The organism is Elusimicrobiaceae bacterium, assembly GCA_017528825.1.
Lineage (GTDB): Bacteria > Elusimicrobiota > Elusimicrobia > Elusimicrobiales > Elusimicrobiaceae > Avelusimicrobium.
Genome location: JAFXOI010000023.1, coordinates 1 through 20703 on the forward strand (window position 1 = coordinate 1; position 20703 = coordinate 20703).

22 protein-coding genes and 1 tRNA gene are annotated in these 20703 nt (G+C 42.2%); 2 read left to right on the plus strand and 21 right to left on the minus strand.

Translation table 11 applies throughout. From position 1 onward, the window contains the following. Together IKN49_04740 and IKN49_04745 are read right to left on the minus strand one after the other, a co-directional pair. The coding region (locus tag IKN49_04740; GenBank protein ID MBR3632343.1) for an AIDA repeat-containing protein at window positions 1-1448 on the minus strand (1448 nt) is incomplete at its 3' end. Continuing rightward, window positions 1445-2848: an autotransporter strand-loop-strand O-heptosyltransferase gene (locus IKN49_04745; protein MBR3632344.1), complete on the minus strand. Its 1404-nt coding sequence runs from the start codon at window positions 2846-2848 to the stop codon at window positions 1445-1447. The genes IKN49_04745 and IKN49_04740, both read right to left, overlap by 4 nt. A gap of 62 nt (window positions 2849-2910) precedes the next feature. Between IKN49_04745 and IKN49_04750 the strand changes: the two genes are divergently transcribed. After that, the gene (locus IKN49_04750; protein MBR3632345.1) at window positions 2911-3423 is read left to right on the plus strand and encodes a hypothetical protein; all 513 of its coding nucleotides are present in this window, start codon (window positions 2911-2913) and stop codon (window positions 3421-3423) included. A 68-nt stretch (window positions 3424-3491) separates the two neighbouring features. On the opposite strand, the gene IKN49_04755 is transcribed toward IKN49_04750, so the two are convergent. The 11 genes from IKN49_04755 to IKN49_04805 form a co-directional block, all read right to left on the minus strand. After that, a tRNA-Ser gene (locus IKN49_04755) sits at window positions 3492-3582 on the minus strand. Between the two features lie 96 nt (window positions 3583-3678). Beyond that, on the minus strand, window positions 3679-4239 hold the full coding sequence (locus tag IKN49_04760; GenBank protein ID MBR3632346.1) for an inorganic diphosphatase: 561 nt from the start codon (window positions 4237-4239) through the stop codon (window positions 3679-3681). Between the two features lie 42 nt (window positions 4240-4281). Next, window positions 4282-5250: an NAD-dependent epimerase/dehydratase family protein gene (locus IKN49_04765; protein ID MBR3632347.1), complete on the minus strand. Its 969-nt coding sequence runs from the start codon at window positions 5248-5250 to the stop codon at window positions 4282-4284. After that, a complete protein-coding gene (locus IKN49_04770) occupies window positions 5247-5762 on the minus strand; it encodes a hypothetical protein (protein ID MBR3632348.1) in 516 nt (171 codons plus the stop codon). The genes IKN49_04765 and IKN49_04770 overlap by 4 nt, the downstream gene beginning before the upstream one ends. Window position 5763: 1 nt before the next feature. Further along, window positions 5764-6486 (minus strand): TonB family protein, encoded by a 723-nt coding sequence (locus tag IKN49_04775; GenBank protein ID MBR3632349.1) that lies wholly within the window; start codon window positions 6484-6486, stop codon window positions 5764-5766. Next, entirely contained in the window at window positions 6487-6888 is a 402-nt protein-coding gene (locus IKN49_04780) for a biopolymer transporter ExbD (protein MBR3632350.1), read from the minus strand. A gap of 3 nt (window positions 6889-6891) precedes the next feature. Continuing rightward, a complete protein-coding gene (locus IKN49_04785; protein MBR3632351.1) occupies window positions 6892-7530 on the minus strand; it encodes a MotA/TolQ/ExbB proton channel family protein in 639 nt (212 codons plus the stop codon). Window positions 7531-7582: 52 nt separating this feature from the next. After that, on the minus strand, window positions 7583-8077 hold the full coding sequence (locus tag IKN49_04790) for a phosphatidylglycerophosphatase A (protein MBR3632352.1): 495 nt from the start codon (window positions 8075-8077) through the stop codon (window positions 7583-7585). After that, window positions 8061-8687 (minus strand): CDP-diacylglycerol--glycerol-3-phosphate 3-phosphatidyltransferase, encoded by a 627-nt coding sequence (gene pgsA, locus IKN49_04795; protein MBR3632353.1) that lies wholly within the window; start codon window positions 8685-8687, stop codon window positions 8061-8063. Before pgsA ends, IKN49_04790 begins: the two co-directional genes overlap by 17 nt. A 1-nt stretch (window position 8688) precedes the next feature. Then, window positions 8689-9339, minus strand: a complete 651-nt coding sequence (locus IKN49_04800) for an outer membrane lipoprotein carrier protein LolA (protein MBR3632354.1) — start codon at window positions 9337-9339, stop codon at window positions 8689-8691. Continuing rightward, entirely contained in the window at window positions 9320-11650 is a 2331-nt protein-coding gene (locus IKN49_04805) for a DNA translocase FtsK 4TM domain-containing protein (protein MBR3632355.1), read from the minus strand. The genes IKN49_04800 and IKN49_04805 overlap by 20 nt, the downstream gene beginning before the upstream one ends. Window positions 11651-11949: 299 nt before the next feature. On the opposite strand from IKN49_04805, the gene IKN49_04810 reads away from it, so the two are divergent. Continuing rightward, on the plus strand, window positions 11950-12486 hold the full coding sequence (locus IKN49_04810; GenBank protein MBR3632356.1) for a prepilin-type N-terminal cleavage/methylation domain-containing protein: 537 nt from the start codon (window positions 11950-11952) through the stop codon (window positions 12484-12486). An 84-nt stretch (window positions 12487-12570) separates the two neighbouring features. Here IKN49_04810 and IKN49_04815 read toward each other — a convergent pair whose 3' ends face one another. The 8 genes from IKN49_04815 to IKN49_04850 form a co-directional block, all read right to left on the minus strand. Continuing rightward, window positions 12571-13596, minus strand: coding sequence for a hypothetical protein (locus IKN49_04815; protein ID MBR3632357.1), 1026 nt, complete (start codon window positions 13594-13596; stop codon window positions 12571-12573). Window positions 13597-13731: 135 nt separating this feature from the next. Then, a complete protein-coding gene (locus IKN49_04820; protein MBR3632358.1) occupies window positions 13732-13971 on the minus strand; it encodes a hypothetical protein in 240 nt (79 codons plus the stop codon). A 2-nt stretch (window positions 13972-13973) separates the two neighbouring features. Further along, window positions 13974-14474, minus strand: a complete 501-nt coding sequence (locus tag IKN49_04825) for a hypothetical protein (protein MBR3632359.1) — start codon at window positions 14472-14474, stop codon at window positions 13974-13976. Window positions 14475-14536: 62 nt separating this feature from the next. Next, window positions 14537-15925 carry a trypsin-like peptidase domain-containing protein gene (locus IKN49_04830; GenBank protein ID MBR3632360.1) on the minus strand — a complete coding sequence of 463 codons (1389 nt, stop codon included), beginning with the start codon at window positions 15923-15925 and terminating at the stop codon, window positions 14537-14539. Continuing rightward, window positions 15922-17019 (minus strand): UDP-N-acetylglucosamine--N-acetylmuramyl-(pentapeptide) pyrophosphoryl-undecaprenol N-acetylglucosamine transferase, encoded by a 1098-nt coding sequence (locus IKN49_04835; protein ID MBR3632361.1) that lies wholly within the window; start codon window positions 17017-17019, stop codon window positions 15922-15924. Before IKN49_04835 ends, IKN49_04830 begins: the two co-directional genes overlap by 4 nt. After that, entirely contained in the window at window positions 17020-18255 is a 1236-nt protein-coding gene (gene ftsW, locus IKN49_04840) for a putative lipid II flippase FtsW (GenBank protein MBR3632362.1), read from the minus strand. It lies immediately after the preceding gene. A gap of 1 nt (window position 18256) precedes the next feature. After that, window positions 18257-19342, minus strand: coding sequence for a phospho-N-acetylmuramoyl-pentapeptide-transferase (locus IKN49_04845; protein ID MBR3632363.1), 1086 nt, complete (start codon window positions 19340-19342; stop codon window positions 18257-18259). A 3-nt stretch (window positions 19343-19345) separates the two neighbouring features. Continuing rightward, on the minus strand, window positions 19346-20689 hold the full coding sequence (locus IKN49_04850; GenBank protein MBR3632364.1) for a UDP-N-acetylmuramoyl-tripeptide--D-alanyl-D-alanine ligase: 1344 nt from the start codon (window positions 20687-20689) through the stop codon (window positions 19346-19348). Between the last annotated feature and the right edge of the window lie 14 nt (window positions 20690-20703).

Genomic DNA, 20703 nt, shown 5'->3' on the forward strand with positions numbered 1-20703 from the left:
ACGGTATAAGTGGTACTATCAAACGTAAAAGGCACATCGCTCCAACCGGAAGAGACACAAGCTACCCCCCCACTATTTACAACAGGGACTAAAGACTGTCCACCAGATGAAATAATATAGATGTTATCGGGATATATATAGGTACGATATGCCACACCATTACTTTCAATAATTTGTGTTCGGCCATTGCTTTCATGAATTATAAAGGGTACTCCAGCTATTGTTATGACTCTCGAATCAAAGGTGTTTATTGCACTTCCATTAATGATATGTTGACTACCATTAGAATTAAAGTGATTGGTAATAGCTACCGCATTATTGTTAATTTCTTGCGTACCCTTGCCTATCCAATTGGTATGAGCAGAACCACCATGCACAAATTGACCACCATCCAATTCTTCATCATCATTATAAAAATAGTTACTAACTGCTATTCCACCATGAATAGATTGCCAAGCTCCATTTCCGCTGATCGTATTTACAACCGCCAATCCGTCTTTAACAAATTGAAATCCTGCATTGCCTGCTTGTCCAATAGTGTTTGAAACAGCCGTTCCACCGGAAACCAGTTGTGCCCCGGCGTTAATGGTAGTTTTGAAGGCAGAACCGCCGCTAATACTCCATTTGTAAGCCGTTAAATCTTCTAGATTGTCTTTGTCATAGGCCCCGGAAGCTACGGTAGTGCTGATTGCAGTACCCCCCGTAATTTTTACGGCACCTCCTGCATAGACATTGGTATTACTAGTGGTTCCTCCTTTTACATTTTGGGAACCATTGATTAAAATTTGAGTGTTACTTGCGACACCGCCAGACACTACTTGTTGTCCGCCTCCACTGATGATGCTGCTTGTCGCAGTTCCATTGTAAACGATTTGAGAACCGCCATTTGATATGATGGTACTACTGGTTTGTCCTCCGATACGAACAAATTGAGAACCGCCGTTTGATATGATGGTATTAGATGTAACACCATAGTTGGAAACTACTTGGGATCCACCATTGTAAATAATGGCAGAAGAAGCAACCGCTGAACTGGTTGCATTCCCTTCTACATATTCTATTCCACCATTATAGACAGATGTTTGTACAGATCTACCACCGGAAGAAATAGTAATATGTCCCCCATTGTTTACTACAAATTTAGAAAATGTATCACCATCATTCGCCACATATCCATAAACCGGAGGATCAACATCTAAATTCGGCACTACATACCCGGTCCAAGTATCTGCATATGCCGGTAAAGCCATGTTTTGCGCTAACATGGCTGCCATTGTACCCGTGTACACAATGCGCTTCCCGCCTTCAACAATACGGCTGTAATGAGCCGCAAAACCACAACTGCTGGAAAGCAAATACTCACTGGTAAGTGCTGCACGGCTGGCGCACCATTCGTGCTCCAAATTTACAATACATGAACTGACGGGAATATTTTGATGTTTTTTCATTTTTTCTTATCCTTGTTTGGCGGTGTTAAGCGCAAATCCGCCATTAATCTTTTAATATGGCCAATGACTTGTTTGCCCGTAATTAAACGGGTGCATTCATACTGACGGTCTGTGTTCTTAAACTTTGGACACCAGAAATAATCATAGTGGTCAAAGTTTTCATTCACATTATCCCAACAGCCTTTGCAGCCGTGGGTACTATATACACGGTACGGCGTAAAAAATTCACAAATGGGCAAAGTAAATCCGCTAATCATAATTACCGGCGTATGGGCACACCAGGCTAACCATGAAAGACCGGAGGAAAGCCCAATAAAGAAGTCCGCATGTTCCAAGAGGGCAATCCGCTCTTGCAGCGGTTTTGGCCCTGTAAAATCTTCCAGTCCCTGCGGCATGCGATTCCATACAAAACCGGAACCTACTATGGGTTCTTTATCAATGCACAACACGCGATAACCCATTTCTTTCAAGTAAGCAATTACCTGCTCCCAGCCATATCCATTATTCCAAAACTTAGCTTGGGAACTGGATTTTGTGGCTACTACTACATAGCGTTCTTTAATCGTACGTTTATTTCCTAAACGCACACGAGGAGCTTCTTCTCTCGGGTCTACCCCTAAAATATATCCTGCTGTTTTGTGTAGGCCTACTTGACGGAAATCGAACGGTTGGTCTATGTTATTACCCCGGAAAAATAGTCCCATACGATAAGAGGCATAGGGTTTTGGAAAGCGAAATTTTTTCGTGGGCAAATGTGTAAAAAATAAATTAGGATATTGTGCTTCAAAAATTTCTGCCATTGGTTTAGCCAGGGTGATTTCTGTCGCACATTGGTGTTTTTCTTGAAAGCGGTGCGCGTAGGTCATCCAACCGATCGTGTCACCCAAGGTGCCCACCGGAAAATTGATTTGTACTTCTTTGCCTTTCAAATTCATGGTATGATTGAGAATCGGTTCTGCTTGCCCCTGTATCCAGACTTTCAAACGGAAGGGAATGTAATACTTTTTGGCACTTAATACCCAGCCTTCTTCCGTGTCACAGGCAAAGATGATATTGTCGCTTTCATCATCCTCAATTTGCACGTGCCATTTACCTTTGGGTAATAAAATACGCGCTCCGTCGTTAAAATCATACCGGATGCCCATGGGCCCTTCTTGGGTAGGAATAGCCGGAACAGGCACTTGGAAAGGGTTGTAAGGTTGATTTTTACCTGCCGTGTTGACCGAGCCGGTTACATCTTGCGGAGCTGCAACAGCGGAACTGACCTGTACGGTTCCTTGCGGAGGTACAGAGGCTTGGGCCGAAATCCCTGAGGTAGTAACAGCCGAATTTTGGGCAGTATTTACCGTCTGAGAATTAGTATTTTGAGACGCAGCAGATGCAGATGTATTTTCTGGCATAAAATTCCCTTAAAAAGTTAAAAATAGTTTCCTACGTACGCGAGGAAAGACTCGCTCTCTTTATGATACAAGAATTTTTGGATTTTGTCTATAGAAAATTTCAAGAACCGAAAAATGATTATTTACTGGGAATGGTAGCACCCACTGTGGCAAGATGGAAAATAGGACGAAAAAAACGGAGAGAGATGAATTTGAATAATCAGTTCCAGAAAAAGTTTTTCAAAGTAAAAAGCTCTAATTCTAGGCGTTTGCGAGGAAGGTATATTGTCGGAAACGCGCGCGGAAGCGCGGAAGTATCCGACCGAGCAAATAACAAAGAATTAGGGATTTTTAGGCAGAAAAAAAACGGAGAGGGAGGGATTTGCCTTCCGGTCATTTTCCTGACAGAAAATGCCTGCAGTCCGGCCTCGCGGTTTTTGCCTTTTGCCGCATACTACAGCGGCTCAAACAAAAACATCGCTCCGGCTTTCAAATCCCTACGCGGCATAAAGCAGTTTATGCCGTTCCAACCTATCACATTTTTTCTAACTATTTCCCCCAGTAACAAGGCCGCAACGACCGAGCGTGTACTGTAAAAGGGCAGAGCCCGAAGTACCCGAGGGAGTGAGAACGAAGTTACCGGGGAAAATAGGACGAAAAAAAACGGAGAGGGAGGGATTTGAACCCTCGATACAGGAGTTAACCTGTATGGCGGTTTAGCAAACCGCTGCCTTCAGCCTCTCGGCCACCTCTCCTAAACAAAGCTGTCTTATACCTCAAACAGCTATTATTATTATAACAAAAATTTGTCCATTCGTTCTAATTTTTCTCAACTGCTACATTGCGTCCAATTAGAAATTACTGAATTTAACAAATTTATTTTCGTACGCTTCAAAAGCTTCTTGTAAGACCTTAACGGCCGTGTCTTTATCAAAAATCTTTTCCACAACCACAGTTTTGTTTTCCAGCTTTTTATAATCTTCAAAGAAACTCATAATTTCGGATACTAAATGTTCCGGAAGTTCGGATATATTACGATAATGGCTGACATTAGGATCCCCTTGTGCCACGGCAACAATTTTGTCATCGGCTTCTCCATTATCTAACATGCGCATTACTCCGATAATCCGTGCCGGAACGATACAAAGAGGCACCACTTCTGCCTGAGATAAAATTAAGATATCCAACGGATCTTTATCAGCCCCGTAAGTACGCGGGATAAAACCGTAGTTGGCGGGATAATAAACGGACGAATAGAGTACGCGGTCCATTTTTAATAATCCGCTTTCTTTGTCCAGTTCATATTTTGCGCGGGTTCCTTTCGGAATTTCAATAATACCGTTTACAATGTCTGGCAAGGTTTCTTTATTGCCGGGGGATACATGATGCCAAGGATTAAAATTGGTAAACATATCAACCTCTCTAAATAGATGCGGTGAGGTACTAACACCGATTTAAGAATTTTTTGTAAAACTTTTTTGTAATCCTTCTTTCAGAGGAGTAAAATGTTGTCCGCTCAGCGCACGCCATTTCGCTGCACTGCAAATCCAATGTCCGGGCACCACGGCTTCTTTCACTTTATCGTAGTTTAAGGCGGGCTGTGTACCGGTTAGACGGGCTATCAGCATATACACTCCTCCTGCTAAATGCAACATCCACTGAGGAGCTTGCGGCATAAACGGAGTGCGCACGCCCATTGCCTGCGCCATTTGCTCAATAAATTCAGTCCACGGATAATCTTTCTCTTCGCATACAAAGAAAGTTTCTTTCTCTGTTCCGGGCAGTGTCAGTACCTGTATTAAGGCTTCCACCAAATCATCCACATGTACAAAACTAAACAAAGCATTGCCCGACGTATTTACCATCAATCCGCGTTTAACCCAAGTGGCAATTTTAGAGACACCCGATTCACTGCCTCCATAAACAATGGGGGCACGCAGAATGGTCCAGTTTATCCCCTCTCGCAACGTTTTTACGGCTTTTTCCCCTTCTAATTTTGTAATCCCGTAATCAGAAATCGGATGGGGTTCATCTGTTTCAACGCGCGGAGAATTAGTTTGCGTGGCAAATCCGCTGGCAGCCAAGGAGGACATATAAATAAACCGCTCCACTTCGGGTGTTGCATTGGCGGCTTGTACTAAATTTTGTGTAGCTATTGCATTGGCTGATTTGAAATCTTCATAGTTAAATCCAAAGATAGCGGCGGCTAAATGATACACCACACTGCAACCCTGCATGGATTGTTGTAAAGCGGCTATGTTCTGGTAGTCTGCTTGTATGACAGAAACATCCGGGTTAACAGGTTGTTTTTTAGGAAGGCGGCGGGAAAGTATCCGCACTTTATATCCTTCTTGTAAAAGCGCGTCTGTTAAACGTTTGCCGATAAACCCGTTTCCTCCGGTAACTAATGCTATTTTTTTCATTCCTCTTCCTCAGGTTTGAATTGTTCCACCACAATATCTAAAGTTTCTTGTTGTTTTTTTACTATCTTTTTGATTTCTTGGGTGGTTTCCGTGGTAGTTTCCTTGCCATCATCTAATTTTTGATTAATGTAATTAGCATCTCGATGCACATTGCGGCGCACAAAATCAAAATTAAACGTAAGCTGTTTGATGCCTTCTTGTATATCCTGCCCGGAGGGCCACTGGTTCGCTTTTAAGCGTGCCCAAGGTGTTTGATGGTTAATCAACGGAAAATAGTACAATAAGCAACCTGCCATGACTACCACAAAGACAATACTGATAATACGGTGCAACCATTCTACTTTGTAAATGGCAAACATATTGATCAGTACGGACAATAAAATAGTGATACAGGTCCACAGCACAAAATACATTCCCAAAAATGCAAGGCTTGCTCTATTATATTGAGGCCATAAAATCAAAGTAACAAGACAACAGACTAACAATAAAAAGAATCGTGCCCATCCGTTCATACTATTTCTCCTGTTTGAATTCTACAGTTACCGTTAACTCATCCTTTTCATATAGCATTGGTAAAGGCGGGAAAGGCCCCGCATTGATAACCGATGATCTGGCTGCAAAATCAAAACTGTCATCTTCTGAAGATTTAACTATTTTCAAATCTTTTATTTTACCGTCCCGTGCAATGGCAAATGAAACCATCGTAGCCAAAGTAGATCCGATAGGACGACGTTTCTCCCATTCACTCCACAAGCTGTTACGTACTTGCGTAATATACCAAGGATAAGGGAAAGTGGCAAAATCTGTTTGGATGTTTCCCCCCTCAAATTCGCCTTCTTCGTCGTTACTATCCGAAGGCGGAGTATCTGCCGGTTTTTCTTCATCATCCAATATGCTTGGAGTTTCCAAGGGGGCTGCCGGTTTTGGCTCCTCTTTTTTCTTAGGTTGTTTTTTGGCTGAAATTTCAGCCTTGGAGTCATATGCTTTTTTAGTCTGTTTTTTTGCTTCGGGAGCTTTTTCAGCCGGTTTTTGTACCTCTTTTTTGACTTCCTCGGCTTTAGGAGTTTCAACCGGCTGTTGCACTTTGGGCTGTTGCATAGACACCACTTTCCCAGTGCCGATAAAGTCTATCGTATAAGTGGCTTTTTCTTCTTTTTTTGACGACGAAAACGCCACCAGCACTATTAGCGCTAGCAACAAATGAAATGCACAGGATAAAGCAAAATAGCGATTCATTTAGTTTTTAGAAAGCACTCCGATTCCCAATTTGGCAGCTCCCAATTTTTTCGCCACATCAAATACATCTACCACGGTTTGTATGGGTACAGATTTATCGGCTTCTACCAAAATGGTTTTCTTATTGGCTTTTCCCATTCGTAATACTAGTTCACGCTCCAGATTTTTAAGCGTATAGGTGCGGTTATCCAAACGGATATTCCCATCCTTTTGCACCTCAATCCGGATCACATCATCTTCTGCTGTGGTATTAATAGCATTAGACTTAGGCAAATCTACATTCATTTGCATTTGAACCAAGAGTGGACTCATGACCATAAAAATAATCAACAAAATTAACGTGATGTCTATAAAAGGCACCATGTTAATTTCTGCCATGACAGTTCGTTTCTTATGAGACATAACTTACCCGCGCTGTTGGAAGATAATTTCGTCAGAAATATTTTCTAATTCTTTACCAAAATAATTTGTTTTGGATAAGAAATAGTTATACGCAATTACGGCCGGAATAGCTACAAATAAACCGGCTGCCGTGTTTACCAAAGCCTCTGCAATACCGGCAGCTACAACGGAAGCCCCTCCGGCGGAAGCAGAAGCGGCGGCCAAATCCTTGAAGGCATGAATAACGCCGATAACAGTACCGAATAACCCAATAAACGGAGTAATACTGCCTAGCGTACCCAAAATGGTCAGTTTCCGTTGTAATTTAGTCACTTCCCAATCAATAACTGAATTGGAGATTTCTTTGAGTTCTTCTTTATTACGGTCACGTTTGTTAAGCAGGGCCATAATTACTTTAGCGGCAGAAGTTTCTTTGGTCGATTCTTTTTGGCAAGCATCTTGTACTTTTTCGTAATTATTAGAGTGAATAGGATGGCGGCAATATGCGATTAATTTGCGTGACATTCCGATATTTGTACGAAACTTAAAAAAACGCTCTGCAATAACTGCCCACGAATAAATGGACAATAATAACAGCAAAATAAATATGGGTCCTCCCGCGGCAAATAACTCCCGCACATTTGTCATACTTGATAATTCCATGTTTTTTCTCCTTTACTTATCTAAATCAGCGGTAACACCGCAAACACGCAGGTTATAAAAGACCCGCGTGGGTTAAAATTACAAAAATCTGTATCAATATATTAGACACCGCTCCGGCGGCCACATCGTCTAATACCACTCCCCAAGCATTGGGAATGCGGTCAAAATAAGATACCGGCCACGGCTTAAGCGTATCCAAGGTGCGAAACAGCACAAAAGCCGCCAATAAATACGGCCACGAATGAGGCAACAGCCACATGGCTGTAAAATATCCCACTATTTCGTCTAGTACAATTTTAGGGTTGTCATGCCCTTTGTATTGCCCGGGCAATTTGGCTTTCGCACATACCCATACACTAAATAAACAAAAAACGACTAATAATACAGTTTGCCATACGGCTTGTTTAGGCCACAGTAAATAAACACAAGGAACGGCAAGCAATGTCCCCAAAAAACCGGCTCCCGTATTTTTCTTGAAGGGAATTACTAAAGCTGGTAAATAACTAATGTAAAAACCGCTAGCTAGTAAATTAATGAGTTTTTGCATTTGGCAAACTCCATGATTTTCGGAGCAATTCCCAATTATTTTTCAAATAAGAAATAGCACTTAGCCAAGTTACCACGGCTGCAATAGCAGTAATGGCATATGGAATCTTGTGCAATGTAATAAAAATAATACAGCACACCGTTTGGGCAGTACCCTTGAGCAGATGTGACAAATGATAAATATCTAATACAAAAAAGACAACTCCTACCGCTACCAATTGAATAACTGTTTTGAATTTCCCCCACCGCTCAGCTGCCATCACTTTGCCTTCCAAGGCGGCAATCACGCGTAAGGTGGAAATCATCAGTTCGCGCAGTAAGATAAAAAATACAGCCCAAATGGGGACATCTAATTCTTTAATCCCCACAAAGGCAAATAAGGCAGCCGCCACCAAAATTTTATCTACGAACGGATCTACAATCGCCCCAAACGGAGTGACGGTATTGGTCTGACGGGCAATTTTGCCATCCACCCAATCAGTAGAAGCGGCTACGATAAAAATCAGCGTAGCAGTAAAACGAGCCCATCCATACGGCAATAAAATGAAAATAAACATGACAATGGAGAGCGCCGCACGAATTAAAGTGATTTTGTTGGCAAGAGTCATCATTTTATTTTAACCCCTTAAATGTATCAGCTTCCATAGGCTGATTAAGTTGTGTATTATCTAAAGTTGCAACGGTAACCATTAAGTCCGATTCAATACTAATCTTCATGGGGAAACAAGTATCGGCCGTCACCGTAATATGCAACACATACAAATTTTTCTCTTTATCCTTCGGCTCTAACCGTAACACAGCGTCAGAGGCATTTGTCTTGGTTACGGAAACCTGGTGTTTTTGAAGTAAAGCCGTATAATTGCCGAAATCAAATAAAGCCTGATTAGGTTGTCCGACGAGCCAATCTTTCCAAGCAATTTTATCTATTTCTTTTCCCTTTTCATCTAAAATGTAAATTTGTTTTTTATTCGTCAAGGCAGTTTGGGTAATTTGACCCTCTTCCAAATTATCTAGGCGCAATTTTGGGCCTTGTTGGCTGTAAGCAATACGCCCCTTTGAATGGCTAATAGGTATATTATCGTACAGGGTCTCTTGCGTAAAATCAGTTTGCAAAGTATTTAGTTTACTGTCCCATTCCATCAAGCAGGCTGCGTAATCTTTTTGCACAGGAGTCTTGACCGGCTCGGAGACTTCAGCCCCCGTCACTAAAACGGGACAACAGATGATACAACCCACCAACAGTTTATTTATAAACCGTTTCATATTCAGGTTCCTCCTCTGCATATTTATTAAGTTCCCGATTTTGCAAAGCCTCAATTTGGCTGTCAATTAAATCATAATGGATTTCCCACCGATTAGAACCTTCCGGTTTGGTAATAAATCCTTTCATCTCCAGCACACTTAAAATGTTGGTGGCGCGTGCCGATGAGCCGAAATTAGCTTTTAGTAAATCTTGCGATACCCGGCGACGTTCTTTAATAAGTTGCAATGCCTGCAATAATTCCTCCGGGGTAGTGCCTAAGCCATCCTGCGGGCGCATGGCCGCAGAATGGTCTTCCATAATTTGCACCGGGTAATCCGGCCCGCCTTGGGCACGTAAGAAATCCGCCACGGCTTGTATTTCTTCCGGAGAGACATAAGCTCCCTGGATACGTAGCGGCGTTTGAGTCGAAGAATCCAGTAGCAACATATCTCCACGCCCCAATAGATTTTCGGCTCCGACAGCATCTAAAATAACCTTAGAGTCAATACCGGAAGCGACTTGCAAAGCAATGCGAGACGGCATATTGGCTTTAATAATACCGGTTACTACTTTCACGGACGGACGCTGCGTACACAAAATCAAGTGAATGCCCATCGCGCGGCCCATTTGTGCCAAACGTTGTACGGAATCTTCAATGGAGGCTTTTGTCTGCAACATTAAGTCTGCCATTTCATCAATAATGACGAATACATAAAACATTTTTTCTTCATTATTCTTTTTGGCCCACGCATTATAACCTTCGATATTTTTCACCTTGGCAAGCTGACACATATCCAAGCGCTTTTCCATTACTTTCACTAACATCTGCAAGGATTTAGCCGCATCATGTGGTTTGGTAATAATATCTGCATCATCGCAAGAGGTTTTCGGGTCGTATAGGTAGGGGATCCCTTCATACAAAGTTAATTCCACCCGTTTAGGGTCAATCATCAAAAATTTAACTTCGTCTGGTTTGTGTTTGAACAACAACGACATAATAATCGTATGCAAACAAATAGATTTACCGCTGTTCGTGGCTCCGGCAATTAAGATATGCGGCCATTTTTCGGCAACGGTGGCGGCAGGATCTCCGTTTGCATGGCGGCCCAACGCAATCGGTAAAATGGCTTTGGAATGAGCATAGACCGGAGATTCCAAAATTTCCCGCATAGTTACCATGACTGATTTTTCATTCGGGATTTCAAAACCCATGGTATTTTTGCCCGGAATAGGCGCCTGCACACGGATAGAGCGCGCCTGCATACTGGCTTGAATATCTTGTGTTAAAGCCGTAATGGAGGACATTTTCACCCCTGCATCAGGCAAAATTTCATATCGCGTTACTACCGGCCCGGGTGATACGCCGGTCACGTGTGCCCCTACTCCAAAGTTTTTAAGGGTGTTTTCTAAATGTTTAGTAGCTTTTTCGATTTCTTCGTCGGTGGGCCCCACCACCCCATTATTGGCTGCGCTGGCTAACAGATCTAAAGAGGGCAACTGAAAAGTAGCAGGGTCAAAGGGTTTGACTTCCTTTTCCGGTTCTGCTTCCGTATCTGTTTTTTCTTCAGTTGGCTTAGTAGTTTGGGAGCGCGGTAATTCTTTCACAAGCCCAGCCACCGGCGCTTTAATGGCAGAAGCGGAGCGGTAAATGGTAGGCTTTGCGGGAGTTTTTTCGCCAATTTCTTCTTCCGTTTCTTCCGTCTGTGCTTGCACTTGTGGTTTTTCTTTTTTCATTTCCGCTTTGGCTTCTTGCACTTTTTCTTTCAATTCCGCGCGGGCTTCCATCCACCCCTGAAAATCTCGTTGCAAAAATTCAATACTTTTCTGCCATACCACTTTCCAGGGGATAGATACCAACATATTTCCCCCCACCAAAAGTAGCGCTAGCGAAAATAAGGAAGCCCCGACGGGTCCCACCACTTGGGCAAACCCTTCAAATACTTTGCTGCCCAGTAAGCCGCCGTTGATATGAGAGGCCTCAAAAATTTTACGTAGCATGGTCAACACAGAAGAGAAGGCAGTTAGGGTAACTACCGCTCCCAATAAGAAGAAAAAGAAAGCGGTCGTTTTCTTAACAATACTGCGTATTAACCAATACGTCAATAAAACAGGAATAAGCGGGGCACTTTGCCCAAACATCTGATAAAGATAGTGAGATACGGTTTCCCCTACATTACCGCCGCGAGAGGCATTAAACCATAAAATAGCCAACAACCATAAATCCGCGGCAAACCCCAAGATGTACAATACCGAGGCTAACCAACGCACAGAGCTTTGTTGTTTTTTAGTTTTCTTTTTAGATTTTTTATAGGTGGAATAATATCTGGGCATATAGAGATATTCTACAATTTTATTACTAAATATGGAAATATATTTATCTTGCGCAGTGGAAATAACTTTGATAGAATAAATCTGAAGTTAAAATTTACGAATTATTTGGTGGAAGTACAGGGAAAGCCTGTATTAGCAAAGCGGTTTAACCGCAGCGCCTATTCCAGTCCAACAAATAATCGTCTGCTTTTACGCCTATCCCAATGGGATAGGCGGGCGACGGTTATTACATGGGTTACTGGAATAGCTTAGGTGATAATCTGTCGCTTTTTTTGCGCCTTCTGCCAAGAGGAGAAAGTATGCAAAAAGTAAAAACAGGGTTTACCCTCATTGAACTATTGGTGGTGGTGCTTATTATTGGTGTTTTGACAGCCATTGCATTGCCGCAATATAATATTGCTGTCATTAAATCTCGTACGGCCACTATGCTCCCTATTCTAAAAAACCTCGCTGAAGCACAAGAAGTCTATTATATGAACAATGGAAGATATGCCGGCAAAATAAGCGAATTAGATATACAGTTACCCAATAGTTGTTCTCATGTTGATCATGCTTCTTATGATTCTTCTGAAAGAGGAGAACTCATCAAATGTGATGAGTTTTTTCTGATAGATAACGATGGTAATGGAATGAGTATAAATGCCAACTATTGTCCCCAAAATAACACTTCGTGGAGCACTTGTTCTCCTAATAGAGATTTTCAAATTGCTTTTCGTTTGGCACACAGAGATTCCCTATATTCTGGTGAAGGAAATAAAAGATATTGTGCGGTGTATAATCAAAAACTAGGGAAACAAATTTGCTCTGCATTTGGTGGATTGGAATATAAAAACTAATCTTATTTCTTATTCAAATCATATCACACAAAAAGGGCGGGCACTCCGTAGGAGCTCCGCCCTAAGATTGAACCCAAAAAATACTTATTTTGCTTCTGCACCCTGTTCGCTGTCATATGTTTGCAATAATTCTGCACTAATATGCACCAGCGTGCAATACTTGGCTGTATTGTCAATTTCCCTCGAAAGCCAGTTTGCATTCGCGGTACCCTTTAAGTAATCCCACCATGAAGCGTGCCGTTCCTCAAGATGGCGTATATATTGTCTGATATAGACATCCTTAATTCTACGCTTCTGCCGTTTAATTTTCGCATGAATGTCGGTAGTGGAATCTTGTTTTTCCTTGATAATATGCAACATTTTATCCAAATCAAATGAAGGGTCACTGTACTTGTGATTTAAGATAACGGCGTTTAGCGTGTCTTGCACGCACTCATTAAACCAAGGCAATTCCTTCATATATTGTGCCATGCGTTTGGCAGGCATTCCCTGTTGGCGGTAGTGTACAAAATTATATCGTGAGCCTTCTAAAACCTGATACGGAATTTGGAGAAATTGCAAGGCTAACAAACGATGTAGGATTTGTGTGTTATCGGGTACCTCTTCAAGTTCCTTTTTCTTTTTCATTTTCTCCTCATCTAGTTGCCAATCGGGTTCGGACTGGACCATAGGAGCATACCGCGGAACTCTGGGATTGACCACTTTTTTAAGTTCATCTATTTGTTTCTCCGTCAGCGCGCAGATAAGCATTAAGTAGGTAGGCCCTAAGAAATAGTTAGTGCCTAAGACATAATAATAATCCCGCATCATATCAATTATTTCCCAATCTAACCATTTTTCATTTTCTTGCGGGTAAGAGGACGAATCCGGCTGTTTCCACTCGGTAAAGCGGGAGATTTCACCTATATTGTATTTTCTAGAATGAACGGAATGGTGTAACGTAGTTTTATCCAAGTCCGGAGATATAATCCCGGCCTGATAGGCCTGCATGGCTTTGATACGCAGCTCATCAAATTCCTCTGCACTCAAAGGAGCCAGCCGCTCGGCCATAACTGCGGTGGTGGAAAAAAACATAGATAAAGTTAATATACAAGCGATTATTTTGTTCATATTAAATCCTTTTTATAACCTCTCCATATTATCTCAGAAAAGAAAGCCCCTGTCAACGTGCCTTTATACCTAATGCTTCTCTAGAACTTTTGGCCTGTAGACATTAAAAAAGGCCCCAATAAGAGGGCCTTTTGATTAGAAGGGATTATTATTGGGCGGTAAATCCGGCACCGGCAGAGAAACTTTATAGTTAATACCATCGGCTTCTAGACGGATTTTACCTTGTTCTTGCAACATGCCCAAGCATAAATAAAGCACAGAACTGGACACATGCAGAGCCAATTTGACCTGCCAAGAAGAAACTTCTTTTTTCTCTTGCAGATATTCCATAATGCGCCCGCAGGCGGCTTGAAGCGTTTCTTGTAATGGAGTCATAGTTAGATCCTTTCAATGGCAAATAAAGCGTCCCCTTGTTTAATGGGTTTGCCATTTTCTACCAATACTTTTTCAATAGTGCAGTCAAATTCTGCGCGCACTTCGTTAAATACCTTCATGGCTTCAATTAAGCAAATCACTTCGCCTTTTTTCACCGTGGCCCCTTCCCGAACAAACGGAGGAGCACTGGGCGTGGACCCACGGAAGAAAATGCCCATTAACGGAGAGGCAATAACCTCTTTATATTGTTCTTGCGCGGCAACAGCAGATCCGGTGGAAGTCCCCGCGACGGATACTTGCCCCGCTACCGGAACGGGTACTACGGCCGGTTTGGCCTTCACCAAACGCAGATACAGACCGTTTTGGTCATATTCAATCGTGTCAATGGAATTATCCTGCATAAAAGCATACAGTTGCTTCACATCTTTCAAAATGGGAGATTCCTTCTCAGTCTTTTTCACAGCGGCCTTTTTGGTAGCTGATTTTTTAACCGTTTTTTTCATATGTAAACCTCTTGAAATCTGTTTCTATTATTTTACCTTATTTTGAAGTGCTTTGTCCGTCTTTAATCTTGCAAATCAGATAACTCATCCGGATTTATAGGTTGTGATATCCCCAAAGTACGAGTTACTTCAAAACTGGATATCGCAAAATTTAAGCCATGCGTTCCCCGCCGTAAGGAGCGGGTATCCGGTTCTGAAATCCGGCCCCAGCTATTTACCCCTAACACCTTACCGGTTTTAACATCAATCAAAGGCCCTCCGCTATTGCCACCATTGATGGCCGTATCCGTTTGAATCGTATCCACCCCATTTTGGTCACGGGTGGCACTAATAATGCCTCTTGCCGCACTCCATTCAATGCTGAGCGGAGCGCCTAAAGCCACCACTGCTTTACCCGTTCGATAGGCATTTCGGTTAGTTTCTAATTCTAACCACGGATAATTATCTCCCTCGATTTTTAATAAAGCTAAATCGCGCCCCTTATTTCTTTTAAGCACTTTGGCAAAACGCACCTTATTTCCCAACGTTTCTGTAGTAGGGAAAGCCGTGGCATCTGTTTTATCCATTATTTGACGTTCATCGTACAAGATAACACTCACATCCCGTTGTCCCTCCACCACGTGAGCATTGGTTACAATGTATCCGCGCGGATCAATCAAGAAACCGGATCCCATACTATCTCCGGAATGAATATATACCGTGGCTCTCATGAAAGGCATAAACTCTCCGTCCACACGGGTGTTGGTTTTTTCGGTGAGATGCTCTTTTGTAAAGTTCAGGCGGTCATCGGCCATAGCCGGCATAATTTTTTGATGCAAAGTATAAGCAATATTCTTTTCTATAACCTTGCGTAACTTGCCGCCAAAAATCTGTATTTCTAACGGAGTCAACAGTCCTAAACTTAATACCTTTAATAGGCCGGCCGTCCACAGTAAGCCGTCCGTATCCGAAGTGGGTACTAGCGAAGTAGAGTTTTCGTTATAACGTGCTACGGCATAGCCCGTTTGCGGATTGCGCATAGTGATGACCAGATGGCTGGTTAATTCCGGATACACTATGTAACGAAACCAAATAGGATTAGGTAATAGAAAACGCCCCAAATGTATCGTGACATCTGCGCTATAGTCAATTTCGGCAACATAATCATAATTTTTGCGATAACGTTCTTCATTGACTTCCACTTCCGTGAACAAAGTACCTAATGCATCTGCTATTGCTACCGGCAGGCCGTCTGCCAGACGATAAGAGTATTTGGCTTGAGCATCTTCTACTGAAAGAGTGACCGGGAAATGTTTGTCGGATACTACCATCACGCGGGAATTTATCTTTTTATCAAAATCGCTATGCTTATAAATACCGCGATGAATTTTGCCATGATATGTACAACCGCTTATTAATAACGTTGTGGCACATAACATACAGATACTGCGTAGTAGAAAACGATTCATCATATGTTTTTAAGCAACTCCGTTATTCGTTCTGCGGCAGTTAAAGGATCGGGTAAATCCAGTTTGGCATAATTGGCTTTCATCGTTTGCAATATGGAATTGTTCGCCGAGTTCAAAATCCGGTCCATCAATGTGTATAACTCTTCCTGTAATTGGGGGCCTTCCTGCACCAACGCAGCACATCCAACACTCTGCAAAATCTTAGCATTATAAAACTGATGATTAGCGGCAGCCGTCGGCAACGGTACCAAGAGAGCCGGTTTTTTACAGCAAATCAACTCTGCCAATGTCCCCGCCCCGCTACGACATACCACCAAATCGCTGGCTTGGATCAGATCATAAATTTCATTAGAATAAGGCAAAATTTGTACGCGATTTACTTTACCATAACGATTGACGATAGTTTGATACCAACGGGTCCCGCTGATATGTATAAACTGAATATCGTCATTTTCAGCTACCAGCTTTTTTACGGCATTTATTAAGGCCGCATTCAAGGCCTTTGCCCCTTGACTTCCCCCAAACAGCAGAACCGTCTGAAAAGAAGGATTAAGCCCTAAATCTTTTAATACTTTGTTGCGATTTATCGGTTCGGCAAATTCTTTGCGGATAGGCGTTCCCACCAACACACTACGCGGCATTTTTTTATGCGTAGGCAACCCTAGCAATAATACATTAACAAAACGGGCACAGACTTTGTTGGATAAACCAATTTTAGTATTGGAATCGTGAACGGCTGTTTTAATTCCTTTCAGCCACGATATAAAGACCAGCGGAAACGATACATATCCTCCCGTACCAATAGATACTTGCGGCTTAAATTGAGTGATTGCTTGATTTGTTTGTCGTAAAGCCTTTATAAAATGCCACATAAAACGAATGTGTTTCAAAGGATTAATGGAACGCGGCAAAGCGCAGATATCAATTTCTTGATACTTTAGTTTAGCCTCTTTCAAAACCTCACAAGAAGAATCCCCCCTCCTCACGATAAAGAGAACGGCGCAACCTTGTTGATTTAACGTTCTCCCTAAGGAAAATCCCGGATAAAAATGGCCGCCTGTTCCGCCGGCAGCAATCATAAAACGTTTGTTTTTCATTTATCTATTCCTCGCACGATAATCCGTCGTCTCTTCTGCGTAACGGTTTTTGGGGGCAGATGCTTGCGCCGCCAAATTGGCAATGATCCCCATCATCACCAACGTCATAATTACTGAAGATCCGCCGTAAGAGAAAAAGGGCAACGGAATCCCTTTGGTAGGCAATAGGCCAATTGCCATAGCCATATTAAAGAAAGCTTGACCGCAAATCGTAATGGTAAGTCCAAAAATGAGTAAGCTATGGAAACTATTTTTACAAAGACGTGCCAGCCCAATTCCTCTACCCAATAACCAGCAGAATAACAAGATGATAATCAGCAAGCGGATAAGTCCTAATTCCTCACTCATGATGGAAAAGATAAAATCTGTATGAGCGGCCGGTAAATACTCTAATTTCAGTTCGCTATTTCCAAGCCCTTTTCCAAACCAACCGCCGGAACCCACCGCAATCATGGATTGCCACAACTGATACCCCGCTTTTTGCGCCTGAGCTTCCGGATTTAAGAAGGACAATACACGTTCCAACCGGTACGTATAAAAAATTAATTGATACAACACATAGGGCACCGCGCATACACCTAACACCAATAGATATTTTAGACGGGCCCCCGCCACAAACAACATCATCATCACTACCACGGCCATTAACATAACCGTTCCCAAGTCCGGTGCTTTTGAAATAAGAGCAAATGTAATACCGCTAATAAGTAGCGGTTTTACAAGCAGCCGCCAATTTCGAGCTAATTTGCCTTGTACTTGGCTTAAATAATCGGCAATATAAATCACCAAAGTTACTTTGGCTACTTCGGAAGGTTGCAAATTGAAAAAACCTAAATTAATCCAACGATGCACGTTGGCAATAGGCTGCGTAAACAACACTATCACTAATAAAATCCAAGTGATATACATCAGCCAAATGGGTTTGATATGCGCTTGGATACGCGTGTAAGTCTGGCTTAAAAACAAAGCGGCCGCCACCCCTATTAGATCAAAAATCAGTTGTCGCTTAAAGTACGCCGTGGAGTCAAAGGCCGAAGAAGAATAGGTGAAAATTAATCCAAAACATAAAAAGAAAAAGCAAATAAAAGCTAATTTTTTATCTATCTGCAACCATTGCCAAGCCGGAGTTTCTTTGCGGGGTTTTTTGCCAAAAGAATAGCGCCCCTCTCTGTCTGCTCCACTGAGAGAATGCCCCGTCGCTCGTCCGGATGCGGATTTATGATATAAAATAGCCATATTAACGTATTTTTAGGGAAGCTAATGCCAGCAACATTAACATTGCCCCGGTAATCCAAAATCTGACAATTACTTTTGACTCCGGAATACCGCACAATTCAAAATGATGATGAATGGGAGCCATTTTGAATAAACGTTTCCCATGTGTCAACTTAAAATATCCCATTTGTAACATTACAGAAACAGTTTCTAATACAAAAATACCGCCGGCGATAGGGAGCAATAATTCTTGTTTAACACACAAAGCTGCTGTTCCCAAGACTCCCCCTAAAAACAAGGAGCTGGTATCTCCCATAAACACATTGGCCGGATAAGCATTAAACCACAAAAATCCCAAACAAGCACCGACCAATGCTCCTAAAAATACGGAAATTTCCCCGGCACCCGGCACATAAATGATTTTCAAATAGTCTGCAAAATTTATGTTACCGGCCAAATAAGCAAATACCGCATAAGTAATTGCCGCAAAAACCATACATCCGCTGGCTAACCCGTCTAATCCATCGGTCAGATTAGTTGCATTGGAAGCGCCTACAATGATTAACATTGAAAACGCTAAATAAAATGCAGATAGGTCAATAAAGGTTTTGCTGACATAAGGAATAATCAAAGAAGTGGCATATTCCCCGTTGGGAGGATTAAAAGCCAAATAGCCTACTACTCCCACAGCTGTAATGAGTTGAATCGTTAATTTTACAGAAGAAGGAATGCCTTCTGGGTTACGTTTGACCAATTTAGTGTAATCATCCAAGATGCCGGCAAACGCCAAACTGACCGTCGTAAATAACATGAGTCTGACATACGGGCTGTCCAACCGTGCCCAAAAGAACACACTAATCAGTAAAGTGAACAAGATGAGTAATCCCCCCATGGTCGGAGTACCATTTTTAGCCAAATGAGAGGCCGGACCATATTCCCGCTCAATTTGTTGCACTTTGAAAGCACGCAATTTAGCAATCAAACTGGGTCCAAAAATCAGCGAGAGCACAAAAGAAGTCACAATCGCGCCACCGGTGCGGAATGTAATGTAGTTGAAGATATTTAAAAAACTAATATCGTCGGTAAATAAAGACAAATAATATAGCATGACTTAGATCTCCTTAAGTAGATTTTCAAATTGCATACTTCTGGAAGCCTTCAGCAAGCATACGCCGCCTTTTTCTTGAAGTAGTTTTTGTAAAGAAGCCGTCCATACTTGTGGGGTTTCTCCGTAGTACCAACGCAGCGAAGTATTTCCTTGTAATACATCTGCCGCGTGTTTCATTTCTGCACCTGCTAAAAAGGCATAATCAATCCGGTTGTCTAATAACCAGCGGGCAATTAAGCGGTGAAAGTTCTTAGAGGTTTCTCCTAATTCTTTCATATCCCCCAGCACTGCAATGCGCGGTGAATCTGCGGTATGGCCCAAAATTTCCAAGGCATTTTTCATACTAGCCGGATTAGCATTATAACAATCTAAAATAAACTGTGTATTTCCGCGTTTCATGCGTTCCATACGCATAGGCATTGGCGTATAAGAGAGTAGTCCCTTTTTTATTTCATCCATAAACAGTCCAAGCCCTATAGCGGCTGCACAAGCCGCCGCGGCATTGAGTTTATCATGGCGTTGTAAATTCAAGCCAATTACGTAGGCCGTATTTTTGTAAGTAAACGCAAAACCTTCTGTGTCTAAGATACGCAGGTCTGCCTGCGGATTAAATCCAAAACTAATACGCTTGCCTTTGTAATCATTCAAACGGGCCAACATCTCGTCATCACTATTATATACTAATGTGCCCGACGGTGCCATACAATCCACTATTTCCGTTTTCGTTTTATATACCGTCTCTACATCTTTAAAGAATGCCAAATGCGCGGCTGACACATTGGTAATCACCGCTACATCCGGTACTACTAAAGAAGCTGTTTCCGTGATGTCACCCGGATGAGAAGCCCCCAATTCAAACACACCATATTCGTGTTTGGTTTGTATCTCTAACAAGGAAAACGGAACGCCAAATTGATTGTTAAAATTTCCCATATTAGCCACGGTTTCTCCCGCTTGGCTACAAATAGATTTAAGCATTTGTTTAGTCGTGCTTTTCCCGTTAGAACCGGTAATGGCAGCTATTTTGAGGGTGTGATTTAAGCGGTGGTATTTGGCCAATTCCTGCAATGCTATTAAACTATTCTTTACGGTAATGCTGGATACTTGCGGAGGCAAAACAGGGATACGGTTTTCTTCTCCGATAATCAGCGTAGCACCTTGTTTCACAGCCTGCTCAATAAATTGATGACCGTCATGCGTAGCCCCTTTTAAGGCCCAAAAGCTATCTCCGCTGGCAATTACTCGGCTATCTGTCACAAAAGACTGTATGATCCGATTAGGCTCGGCAGTGTGTAAGGCGCCCTTTATAACAGAAGCCAATTTGGTTAAAGATAAGTTTAATTTCATAATTTCTCCTTAAA

What these genes read in the sequence shown, in the direction of transcription:
- IKN49_04745 (MBR3632344.1), bottom strand. Translation starts at nt 2,848, where the DNA reads ATGCCAGAAAATACATCTGCATCTGCTGCGTCTCAAAATACTAATTCT.
- IKN49_04750 (MBR3632345.1), top strand. Translation starts at nt 2,911, where the DNA reads ATGATACAAGAATTTTTGGATTTTGTCTATAGAAAATTTCAAGAACCG.
- IKN49_04760 (MBR3632346.1), bottom strand. Translation starts at nt 4,239, where the DNA reads ATGTTTACCAATTTTAATCCTTGGCATCATGTATCCCCCGGCAATAAA.
- IKN49_04765 (MBR3632347.1), bottom strand. Translation starts at nt 5,250, where the DNA reads ATGAAAAAAATAGCATTAGTTACCGGAGGAAACGGGTTTATCGGCAAA.
- IKN49_04770 (MBR3632348.1), bottom strand. Translation starts at nt 5,762, where the DNA reads ATGAACGGATGGGCACGATTCTTTTTATTGTTAGTCTGTTGTCTTGTT.
- IKN49_04775 (MBR3632349.1), bottom strand. Translation starts at nt 6,486, where the DNA reads ATGAATCGCTATTTTGCTTTATCCTGTGCATTTCATTTGTTGCTAGCG.
- IKN49_04780 (MBR3632350.1), bottom strand. Translation starts at nt 6,888, where the DNA reads ATGTCTCATAAGAAACGAACTGTCATGGCAGAAATTAACATGGTGCCT.
- IKN49_04785 (MBR3632351.1), bottom strand. Translation starts at nt 7,530, where the DNA reads ATGGAATTATCAAGTATGACAAATGTGCGGGAGTTATTTGCCGCGGGA.
- IKN49_04790 (MBR3632352.1), bottom strand. Translation starts at nt 8,077, where the DNA reads ATGCAAAAACTCATTAATTTACTAGCTAGCGGTTTTTACATTAGTTAT.
- pgsA (MBR3632353.1), bottom strand. Translation starts at nt 8,687, where the DNA reads ATGATGACTCTTGCCAACAAAATCACTTTAATTCGTGCGGCGCTCTCC.
- IKN49_04800 (MBR3632354.1), bottom strand. Translation starts at nt 9,339, where the DNA reads ATGAAACGGTTTATAAATAAACTGTTGGTGGGTTGTATCATCTGTTGT.
- IKN49_04805 (MBR3632355.1), bottom strand. Translation starts at nt 11,650, where the DNA reads ATGCCCAGATATTATTCCACCTATAAAAAATCTAAAAAGAAAACTAAA.
- IKN49_04810 (MBR3632356.1), top strand. Translation starts at nt 11,950, where the DNA reads ATGCAAAAAGTAAAAACAGGGTTTACCCTCATTGAACTATTGGTGGTG.
- IKN49_04815 (MBR3632357.1), bottom strand. Translation starts at nt 13,596, where the DNA reads ATGAACAAAATAATCGCTTGTATATTAACTTTATCTATGTTTTTTTCC.
- IKN49_04820 (MBR3632358.1), bottom strand. Translation starts at nt 13,971, where the DNA reads ATGACTCCATTACAAGAAACGCTTCAAGCCGCCTGCGGGCGCATTATG.
- IKN49_04825 (MBR3632359.1), bottom strand. Translation starts at nt 14,474, where the DNA reads ATGAAAAAAACGGTTAAAAAATCAGCTACCAAAAAGGCCGCTGTGAAA.
- IKN49_04830 (MBR3632360.1), bottom strand. Translation starts at nt 15,925, where the DNA reads ATGATGAATCGTTTTCTACTACGCAGTATCTGTATGTTATGTGCCACA.
- IKN49_04835 (MBR3632361.1), bottom strand. Translation starts at nt 17,019, where the DNA reads ATGAAAAACAAACGTTTTATGATTGCTGCCGGCGGAACAGGCGGCCAT.
- ftsW (MBR3632362.1), bottom strand. Translation starts at nt 18,255, where the DNA reads ATGGCTATTTTATATCATAAATCCGCATCCGGACGAGCGACGGGGCAT.
- IKN49_04845 (MBR3632363.1), bottom strand. Translation starts at nt 19,342, where the DNA reads ATGCTATATTATTTGTCTTTATTTACCGACGATATTAGTTTTTTAAAT.
- IKN49_04850 (MBR3632364.1), bottom strand. Translation starts at nt 20,689, where the DNA reads ATGAAATTAAACTTATCTTTAACCAAATTGGCTTCTGTTATAAAGGGC.